Below are 10,894 nucleotides of genomic sequence, written 5' to 3' on the forward strand. Positions count from 1 at the left end.
CCGTATCTGGGGCTACGACTGGACCTCCCCGCAATTGATCGCCGATGTTGCCCTTGAGGACTGGGGTGGCATTGCCGCCCACCTCTGAACCCAGCTGGCAAACCCATGCAGAAGGAGCAGGCGCTTATCGGTCTACCGCAGAGTTGGCGGATGTTGGCAGCACCTCGAATTTCCAGAACTTTTCGGGTGTGAAATAGGTTTGAGCAATTGCACGCACGTCCTGCGCCGTCACCGTCTCATAGCCACCGCGAATGGTGCGGAGAAAATCGATGCGGCGGGTATCGGTCTGAATGCCAGAAAGTTGCGGCAGCCAATAGTTGTTACGCTGGCGCTCCTGGTCAACGCCTTCGACAAACGCCTGCTTGGCGCGCGCAAGCTCATCCGACGTAACGTCGACGCTGCGCAGATCGTCTACGATCTTTTCGGTGATCTCATAAAAGCGCCCAATCTCGTTGGGCGTCGTCTCCGCGTAGACATAGGCATAGCCATATCCGGGGAAAACTTCGGAGAGCACTGTGTTGCCCCGAGGAGTGTAGGTCGCACCTTCGCTGCGGCGGAATTGGGCGGTCAGCCTCTCTAGGAAGATTCGGCCGGCAATTCTTGTCGCATAAGTGCGTTGTAGATCGGACAAAAGATCGCCCACTGGAACAGCCAGGAGCGCCGCCGCATTGTCGGGTCGTTGCAGCTGATTCAGGACGACCGGCTGTTTCGTTGGCGCAGGAAAATGCACCGACGGTGCATCGGCTGCTGGCGCTGTCGCCGGCCGCTCCGGCAGTGCGCCGAATGTCGAGGCGGTAAGACGGATCGCATCGTCGACCGTCACATCGCCGACGATGCTGACGTTGATCGGCCCTCTCGATAGATAGGGCGCGAATTGCGCCTGAAAATCCGTGGGTGTGACGGAGGAGATTTGCCGATGGTCGGGGGCGGCCCAGCGCGGATCACCCGCATGCAGCAAGCCTGGAAGAAAGCGGTCGGCTATGTTGGTGGCGGTCAACTGATTATCGCTGAGATCGTTCCGATAACGTTCTTGAAGCTGTGCGAATGCCTGCGGGCGGTAGGCGGGGTCGGACGCATAGGCGGCAAGCATCTGCATTTGCGTTGCCATATCCCCCGGTCGCGTCTTGCCTTGAAGCGTGAAGGCATCGTCGTTGAAGGAGAAATGGATGCTGACTTCCTTGCCTGATAGGGCTTGCCACATCTCGTCATAACTGATCGCTTTCAGGCCACCGGGGATGAAAGCCGCGGCTGCCCATGCCGCCATTTGCTGTACAACGGGAAAATCACGCCGCCCGTGGCCGATGTCAGCACGCACCAGCACCTCTCCGTCGTTGAACTTTGTCGGCTTGACGGCCAAGTGTACGCCGTTGGCGAAACGCACGAGGATGATCCCGAGATCGTCGATTGAGTGGCTCTCGCTGACTGCTCCCGACGGACCGAACGTCGTGTAGGGCCAGATAGGGATGGCGGCGGACACCTGGGCCGAAATGGGCACGGCGCGCGAAGCTCTATAGGCCTTTTCGATGGCAGCCTCTTGGCCAAACGGCATCTCTGGTGTTTGCAGGATAAGACGTGGGCCCTTGACGGCGAAGGCTTGCCGCAGTGCCTTGTCGACATCCGCGGCGGTCAACTTTTTCGCCATGCTGTCGAAAAGCGCGAGATCTTCGGCCGGCGAAATTAGGACTTTTCTTTCATCGGTGCTTGCGGCGAGCTTGTCGGCGATGGCAGTACTGGGCCGCGTCGAATCGCCTGCAGCGGCCGTCTGCAGAGCGGCGCGCTCGTTTTGGATTTCGCGATCGACCTCCGCCTGGAGGACACCGAATTTGACGATGCGACGCTGTTCCTGGTCCATGGCGGCCAATGCCGATTGCCACGCCGCAGGCGCGATGTCAGCGGAGATCGAGATCATATCGGCGGATTTGAGGAAATTCACAGCGCCGACGTTTGTTCTGAGGAACGGGGTATCGGGTCGATGCGCGAGGAGGTCGAGGCGACGTGCCAGAATATGCAGCCCAATGTCCCTGATCGTTTTCTGCCGCCGTGAACGGCGCGTATCGGGTACCTCCTCATGAGGGCGCATCCAGGCGAATTGTAAAAATCCTGCGCCACTTACGGTTTTGAGAACGTCGACACCAGCCTGGTACGGTCGAAGTGCCCCGAGATCGCGCCTTGGCGCAGTCGGCCCGACGGCAGTCCAATCGTTGAAACGCTGTCTGATTTCGGCCTCGACTGCTGCCGGCTCGATATCGCCAACCACAATGAGAGTGGAACGATCAGGGCGATAGTTGGCGCGATAAAAGTCACGCAGCCGGTCGATCGTTGCGTTGCGAATAACGATCGTGTCGCCGATCGGCGGGCGCAGGGGTGCAAGCTGACCGGCAAGCAGCAAGCTATCGAGCCAATGATCGGCTCGTGCCTGCGGCGTATCGCGCTGCCGTTCTTCGGCGAGGATGACGCCACGCTCCCGTTCGAAGGCGCCGGGGTCAAGCCTCAGCTCGCCGGCGGTTTCGCGCATCAGCATCAATCCAGCCGATACCGTATCGGTATCGGCCTCGGGAAGATTGAGTTTGTAGATGGTCTGATCGAAACTGGTATAGGCGTTGACGTCAGGTCCGAACGTCAACCCCTTGCGTTGGAGGAGACCGATCATCTCGTCTTCGGCGACGTGTGTGCTGCCTCTAAACGCCATATGTTCAAGGAAATGCGCTAGACCACGCTGATCATCGTCCTCGTCGCGCGACCAGGCTTCGATGCGGAAACGGATCGCAACTTGTCCAGTAGGTGTGGCGTTATGCATGACGGCGAATTTCATGCCGTTTGTGAGCGTGCCGTATCGAACGGCCGTGTCCGGCTGCAGATCGCTTGACGCCTGTGGCCAGGGTGTGGCCGGCTGAGCGGCCTGGAGCGGCGATGCCACGATGAGCAGGGTTGCAAGCAGCGCCATGGCGCTCAGATACTGCGTCCGTACCGAAAATCCCGAATGGAGGAAGGACATGCAAATCTCGGAATGGGAGAGGGGAGGAATGTGTTACTCTCGCATCACTATCGAATAGGTTGCGCTGGTTATCAATAGCCATGGTTGCGAAAAGCGACGTACGAGAAAATGGTTGATGAAGCAGGCGTGGTTCGCATGTCCGTTGGTGGCGGGATGCAAAACGGGCCGGTGTAACCGGCCCGTCCATAATTAATCCTGCTCGAGTGGTGCCGGCACCGCAGCCGGCGGCGCCTGTCGCCCAAGACGGTCGGCGACCAGCATCGATAGCATCATTTCCACAAGACCATTGGTGGCACCTTTCTCGCCGCCGGCACCGCCGACCTGGATCTGCGGCACGAGCGGCAGCCTGCCGTTCTCTATGGCCTCGGCGAAGCGCATGAGCACCTGTGAGTTGAGCTGATAGTCCGGTCCACCGAAGGCCGCGACTTTCTTTTCGGTGGCCTCGGCTTCCGCCAGGCCGATGGCGCGCACCTTTTCGGCATCCGCAAAACCGGTCGCCTTGATGCGTTCGGCATCGGCAAGCGCGACAGCCTTGATCCGGTCGGCTTCGCCGAGGCCGGCGAGGCGCACCTTCTCGGCCTCTGCCTTGGCGGTGACCTGGATGGTTTCTGCCTGCTGGCGGGTGCGGGCGAGTTGCGCCTTACCCTCGTTCTCGCTAATCTCGATGGTGAGGGCTGATGTCGTGATCTTGGCCTGCTGTTCGGCGAGCGCTTCCTTTTCGCGCAATGTGCGCTCCTGAATCGCAGCCGCCTCCTGCAATTTATAGGTGCCGACCTTTTCAACGGCGATCTGACGTTCGCGCAGTTGGATCAGGATCTGCTCTATGCTGTTCTGGCCATTGTTGGCGCGCGGCGTACCGATCAGCACTTCCTGCAGTTCAAGGCTGTAGGAGCCAAACTTCTCGCGCATTTCGTCTCCGGATTTGCGCTGGATTTCGCTGCGTTCCTGCAAGAGTTCGATCAACGTCTTGGTCTGGGCGATGTTCTTGAAATAGGCCGAGACCATCGGATCGAGCGTCTGTTCGACCAGCCGTTTGATATCTCCGAAACGCTGCACGACGAGGGGCGCCTTCATATAGTCGATATGCACGACCACCGAGAGCGGCAGCACGGGCTCGAACGCATCCTTGGTGATCAGCGACACTTCCGAGAGATTTTCGTCCAGCCGGTGCTCGCCGAACTGCTCCTTGGTCCATTTGAGCACGAAGTTCGTGGTCGGCACGACGACGATATTGCCGGCATAGGTGTTGAACGCATATTTGCCCGGCAGAAGCGGCGTCGACCACACACCGCGCGCGCCCGTCTCGACCAGTTCGCCATGGCGATAGGATTGGCCGGAAATATCCGCGCCTCGCCGGCCGGTATAGGAGACGACGACACCCACCGTGCCAACATCGATGATCGTCTTCTCGACCAGTTCGACGGTCGCAAAGATGCGGTTAAGGAAATAGCTGCCGTCCGCAAGCACCTGCAACTGCCGGCCGCGATAACCGCCGGCATTGAGAAACTTCTCCGGATCCTGGAAATTGTTATGGAAGTTCGGATCTTTCGGGTCGTTGGCAACGGTCGGTGCAATGATCTCGCCATCCGGCAGTGCCGGACCGTCGTGGATGGTGACGATGCCGATCATGTCCTCGGCATCATGGATGACGATGGGTTCGAAGCCATTCCGCTCCGTGATCAGCCCCGACATGTCCGCAAAGAGTTTTTGTTCCGACGAGTTCAGGTTTACGGCATAGGTCGATTGTGCGGTCAGCACGATGAACTGCGCGAGATTGATGGCATAGGTGCCTTCGCGCAGGATCTTGCGCTGCGGACCCTTTTGGCCGCCCTTTTCGAGAAAGCCGCGGACGTCCTGAAAGTCATCGGCTTCGACATTCGAGGCGAGCGTCTGGGTCGGCGGCAATGGCTTGCCATCGCGGGCGAAAACATAACCGATTTGGCCCTGCGGAATAGTCACGAGATCGGCGCGATGCATTGAATACTGGAACGGCATGAAGAAATGCAGGCCGCCGCGCACGACTTCAGGCTGGAATCCGGCCTCACCGTTGAGTGCAATGAAGCCGTTCCTGACGGAGCCGCGAAAGCTCCACAGCTTTTCGAGGATGCCGAGCCTGTCGTTGGGAATATAGCGGATCAGGCCGCTCCACCGGAACAGGATTGCCAGCACGATGACCGAGACGGCGATTTCGATCGCCATCCACTCCATCGGGCTGAGATATTGTAAGGCTTCCATCTTTGCTCTCCTATGGGCGCACGGGTTCGTCCACCCGACAGCCGCCCGGTTGGTGTTGGTTGATAAGACGGGGATTTGCACGCCTATCCGTTCGACGCACTAAGTGCATGTCGAACGCTTGGGCTGCTCATTGCCTGGGAAATGACCGCGCGTCCCGGTCCCCACCGAGGGGCGGCGTGGTCGTGAGTGATCTCACATCGGTGTTGCCTTGATAGACATAACGATACATGACGTAATTATTGCGCCTATAGGTTTAAAGATGTTTGACGCGGAAATTGGATAAATACTTCCAAAAATTTTTTATTTCGAGCATTCAATTCCACTGAACTATACCTGGATATTGAGCGTTTCACATCGACCTTGGCTATGTCCAAATGTTCGCGCCATACGAGAATATAGCGCCAAGCTGTCGGTTTGTGGGGGAGGGCGTCCGAGCCCGCCTTGCTGCTATTGCGTGTCGCGCACACGGAGTCATCTCCCAACGGTAGCTGATTTCAACGATGCTGGACTTACACCTCTGTATAGTTCGCTCCTTGACGCATTTCGGGTACCAGCAGGTGGATCCGTCGTCGGCGGCAGGGAATGCGTGATTCTCTTCATGCGCGCGCTGGATAATTGCTTGCTTTTTCTGTAAGCACTCTAGCTGTCACGGCAGTGCTTCATCACAATTTTTTTGGGGGGGTGCCATGTCTGTTCCCGACGATCAAATCCTCACGCTGCAAGTTGCCAATATGCGACCGCAGGATGCTGGAGCCAGTATCGCCCGCCTATCCGCGACGGCGATGGCCAAGCTCGGCATACGAGAGGGTGAGCTTATCGAATTGATCGGCAAACGGCACACGGCCGCGATCGCGATGAAGCCCTATCCCGATGATGAGGGCCTAAACCTGGTCCGGCTCGATGGTCTTCAGCGCGTGAATGCAGGCGCAACAAGCGGCGACCATATTGAGGTTCGCAAGGTAGAGGCCAGGCCTGCTACGAAGGTTGTCCTCGGTCCGGCGCAGAAAAACTTGGTATTGCAGGGCTCTGGTGAAGCTTTGCAGCGCACTTTTCTTCACCGTCCCATGGTGGCAGGCGACGTTGTTTCGACCTCGGTCCAGCAACGAGTAAGAGATCCACGCGCTGCGGACCCACGCCTCCGGAGCCTACTCGATCTCCCAGCCTACGGTCTGCAGGAAATCAGGCTCGTGGTTGTCTCGACGCAACCTCGCGGCATCGTCCAAATGACCGAGCAGACGGTTGTCGAATTGCGTTCGCAGTTTGAGGAACCAAAGGAAGCCCGTCGAGCTGACGTGACATATGACGATATCGGCGGACTTGGGAGCTCTGTCGAGCAAGTCCGCGAAATGGTGGAATTGCCGTTGCGCCATCCCGAGCTGTTTCAGCGTCTGGGCATTGAACCGCCAAAAGGCGTGCTTCTCTATGGCCCCCCGGGGACCGGCAAGACGCTGCTGGCCCGTGCCGTCGCCAATGAGACCGAAGCCAACTTCTACCACATCGCCGGTCCCGAGATCATGGGCAGCCGTTACGGGGAGTCCGAGGAGCGCCTGAGGCAGGTCTTTCAGGAAGCCTCGCAGAACGCGCCGTCCATCATCTTCATCGACGAAATCGACTCCATCGCGCCAAAGCGCGAGCAAGTGACCGGAGAAGTCGAACGGCGCATCGTCGCCCAGTTGCTAACCCTCATGGATGGGCTGGAGCCGAGGCAGAACATCGTTGTCATTGGCGCGACAAACAGGCGAGACGCGATCGACGAGGCGCTGCGTCGCCCCGGGCGCTTCGACCGTGAGATTGTCATCGGGGTTCCGGACCAGAATGGTCGACGAGAGGTCCTCGCCATCCACACCAGAGGCATGCCGCTCGCCGAGAATACCGACCTGGACGAGATTGCCAGGACCACATATGGCTTCGTCGGGGCGGATCTTGGTGCTTTGGTGCGCGAGGCCGCCATGGACGCATTGCGTCGGGTGCTCCCAGACGTCAACCTGAAGGAGGGCATCCCCGCCGAGGTTCTCGAAAAGCTTACCGTCTCGCAGGACGACTTCCTCTCTGCGATGAGGCGTATCCAGCCGTCTGCGTTGCGCGAGATCATGATCCAGGCTCCGAACGTACGTTGGGAGGACGTCGGTGGGCTCGACGAAGCCCAGGTGAAGTTGAAGGAGGGGGTTGAACTCCCTCTCAGGTCCCCTCAATCGTTCAAGCGGATGGGTATCCGTCCCGCGAAGGGGTTCCTCCTCTTCGGTCCTCCTGGAACTGGCAAGACATTGCTGGCCAAGGCCGTCGCTCGCGAGGCCGAGGCGAATTTCGTCGCGACCAAATCGTCCGATCTTCTTTCGAAGTGGTACGGAGAGTCCGAGCAGCAGGTCTCGCGCCTTTTCGAACGCGCGAGGCAGGTAGCGCCGACCGTCATCTTCATTGACGAGATCGACTCTCTGGCTCCGGTTCGAGGGGGTGGTCTTGGAGAACCGGCGGTAACGGAGCGCGTCGTCAACACGCTGTTGGCTGAGATGGACGGATTGGAGGATATGCAAGGTGTCGTCGTCATGGCGGCGACCAACCGGCCGAACCTGCTTGATCCCGCCTTGCTCCGGCCGGGGCGCTTCGATGAGTTGGTTTATGTCCCGGTACCGGACCTAAAGGCTCGGCGAAAAATCCTGGGCATCCACACGAAGAAAATGCCTCTGGCCGAGGACGTCGATCTCGACGCGCTGGCGGAGCGAACCGAACGCTTTACCGGTGCGGATCTTGAGGATCTGACACGCCGGTCCGGCCTTATCGCATTGCGGCAGTCTATCGATGCGTCAAAGGTGACAAAGGAGGACTTCGACAGAGCCCTCCAGGAGGTTCGCCCGTCGGTAACCCCGGAAGTCGAGCGGGATTATGAGGAAATGCTACGGACTCTCCGCCAAGAAAATCCGCAACAGCGAATGCAAATCGGCTTCACACCGCGTCAGGCAAAGGACTAGTATTAGCGCGCTCCATCTATGTCAAAAACCAAGGAAAGAGATCATAGGTCTGCAGCTGACCGGCAAGACCGCGTCGCTAGGAGTAGCCAGATCACTGACACTTCACGAGCAGACTACCAACTTCCGCCAGTCGATTTCCTCCGGGAGAAAACGCGCGTCTGACGGCGATCGTAGGGGCCGAGTCAAGGACGTTCTAACAGGGGCGGGAATTGGCTGCCGGCCCGCTGGCGCGGAACACTGGTCGGCTTCTCTCGCTCGCAAACTCTGTTGCCCCGTCGCCGCCTTGTTGCGCTCGTAGCCTCAACGGTGATTCGCTGCTCAAAGCGATGGAACTGCACCTACCATGAATGAGGGAAGAGAAAACATGACGGACGTCAAAAGCGGTATCACAGGCCTCAGGCCAAACATTACTGTCGTTGGCGTCGGCGGAGGCGGTGGAAATGCGATCAATAATATGATTGCTGAAAAATTGGCGGGTGTGGAATTCATCGCGGCAAACACGGACGCTCAGGTCCTCGCGACATCGAAGGCATCACGTCGCATTCAACTCGGAGCAAATGTAACAGAAGGTCTAGGTGCGGGTTCGCTGCCGGAAGTCGGCCGCGCGGCTGCAGAGGAATCGATCGATGAGATCATGGATCATTTGAGCGGTTCGCACATGTGCTTCATCACCGCGGGAATGGGCGGCGGAACGGGGACGGGGGCTGCACCGGTGATCGCTCAGGCCGCCCGTTCGGCCGGCATCTTGACCGTCGGTGTCGTCACGAAGCCATTTTCGTTCGAGGGCAATCGCCGCATGAAAACGGCCGATCTCGGTATCGAGGCGCTGCAGCAGGCAGCCGATACGGTGATCGTCATTCCCAATCAGAATTTGTTTCGCATTGCCGATGCAAAGACCACTTTTGCGGACGCCTTCATGACAGCCGATCGCGTTCTTTATTCCGGCGTCGGATGCATCACCGATCTCATCGTCAAGGAAGGCCTGATCAACCTTGATTTCGCGGACGTGAAATCCGTCATGCGTGGGATGGGCCGAGCCATGATGGGCACGGGCGAAGCCACTGGGGATGACCGGGCGATGAGAGCGGCCGAGGCGGCAATCGCGAACCCCCTGCTGAATGACGTTTCAATGAGAGGTGCCAAGGGTGTTTTGGTGTCGATCTCCGGCGGTTCGGATATGACGCTCTTCGAGGTGGACGAGGCAGCGAGCCGCATTCGCGATGAAGTGCAAGCCGACGCGGAAATTGTCGTCGGTGCGATCTTCGACCGCGCCCTCGACGGCAGATTCCGTCTTTCGATTGTGGCGACCGGATTGGATGGCGACGGACCCGTTGAACCAATGGACGTCTTGGCCCAGGATTTGGATCAGAAATACACCCTGCAGTAATACGCGCGATTTCAAGGGTGACGAGAGAGAATTCGGTGTCAACGCCGCCCTTCGATCGCTTCTTTGGCGGGCGGCCGACTCTGCCAATCAAAGACATTATTCAGAGGCAGTTTCGCCCGCGCCGGCTAGCGTTTGACCGAAAAGCGCTTTCACGGCATCTTTGCCATGGCGGTCGTTTGTAGAATTATTTGCTTCGCAATCCGCTGAAATTGAAAAACCCGCTCGTCGCTTCCGGCTCCGTTACCAGATATTGTCGATCTAGGTACTAGACAATTCGAGCCCGACAAACGTAAGTTAGGAGAGTCGAGTGGGTGCGAGGGCAGAGGAGGCGATCATGGCATCGATCCAGACTCATTGTCTCAATGCTGACGGCATTCGCCTAATTAAGGGGTTGGCGGATGCCATATGATCCAAAGAGCTCGCGATCGCGTTGGCCGTTGCCGTTTCGTCAGCAATCCTGGGAGACGTGGATAGCTCTTGTCTCCGTAATCGCCTTGACTTGGATCATATGTGCAAATCTGCCTCGCACATGGACAGTCGAACAGGGCGTATCGCTAGTGTCTTCGAATCACACGGGACATTGACGGGTTGGCCTTGCGGAGAGCAACAGTTATCCTAACCGTCAGACCTTCGCGAGAAGATTGCTAAAGGGAAACGGTCGATGCCGCTGAATCCGGCAAAGGCGGATACAGCTCGGCCGAGGCCGTTTTCGGCTGGACAAGCCATGCTCCAAGGGCTGCGAGGGCGGCACAAACAAAGACAGCCAGAACCGCTCTTCGAACATACTGCCGCCCTTCAAATTTCGAATATTCATCATATTCCATCATCGTCTCCTTCGTCAGAACCACACCTGACGAATGAAAGGCCGTTTGATGGGGAGTCTCGGCCTTTCCGCAAGGGTTCAATTGCTTTCCTTGCACTATATCTGGTCCAGATGAACGCATTCCGAACGGATTGGCATAAACGAGCCCAATTCATGGATGGCCGCATTCTTCGGTTTTTACATGAAAATAAAATGCGCCAAGTGCAGCCCATGTGGTGTGTGACTTGGAATGTCAGCTATTGTGCGAAGTAGAAATGTCCACTTGGGTCGCCATCAAGCGCGAAAAGCCCTGGCTCACGCTGTGCAATCTCGGCCGCTGCCAAAACGGGGAAGAGAGTGACATTCCAACTTTGCAGGATCAGGACATTCTAACTTTGCCGCTACAGCCCATGTCAAAGCTGACTAGAGGCGCGACGTCGTCAGCCAGTTAGAAACGCGACACTGGCTCTGATGGTCAGCCCCCGATCCGGCCGGCTGGGCCGGGTTGA

General features: G+C 58.2%; 5 protein-coding genes. 2 read left to right on the forward strand and 3 right to left on the reverse strand.

Annotation, left to right across the window (positions count from 1 at the left end):
* Positions 1-124: 124 nt before the first annotated feature.
* Entirely contained in the window at positions 125-2,995 is a 2,871-nt protein-coding gene (locus tag PY649_RS28755; protein ID WP_285872317.1) for a M16 family metallopeptidase, read from the reverse strand.
* A gap of 189 nt (positions 2,996-3,184) precedes the next feature.
* Positions 3,185-5,230: an SPFH domain-containing protein gene (locus PY649_RS28760; protein WP_285872318.1), complete on the reverse strand. Its 2,046-nt coding sequence runs from the start codon at positions 5,228-5,230 to the stop codon at positions 3,185-3,187.
* A 686-nt stretch (positions 5,231-5,916) separates the two neighbouring features.
* On the opposite strand from PY649_RS28760, the gene PY649_RS28765 reads away from it, so the two are divergent.
* Complete coding sequence (locus PY649_RS28765; protein ID WP_285872319.1) at positions 5,917-8,196, forward strand: CDC48 family AAA ATPase; 2,280 nt, start codon at positions 5,917-5,919, stop codon at positions 8,194-8,196.
* 364 nt (positions 8,197-8,560) lie between these two features.
* A complete protein-coding gene (ftsZ, locus tag PY649_RS28770; protein WP_285872321.1) occupies positions 8,561-9,583 on the forward strand; it encodes a cell division protein FtsZ in 1,023 nt (340 codons plus the stop codon).
* 644 nt (positions 9,584-10,227) lie between these two features.
* Here the strand turns inward: ftsZ and PY649_RS28775 are convergent.
* Entirely contained in the window at positions 10,228-10,407 is a 180-nt protein-coding gene (locus PY649_RS28775; RefSeq protein ID WP_285872323.1) for a hypothetical protein, read from the reverse strand.
* Between the last annotated feature and the right edge of the window lie 487 nt (positions 10,408-10,894).

The organism is Rhizobium mayense (assembly GCF_030272705.1).
Taxonomy (GTDB): Bacteria; Pseudomonadota; Alphaproteobacteria; order Rhizobiales; family Rhizobiaceae; genus Rhizobium; species Rhizobium mayense.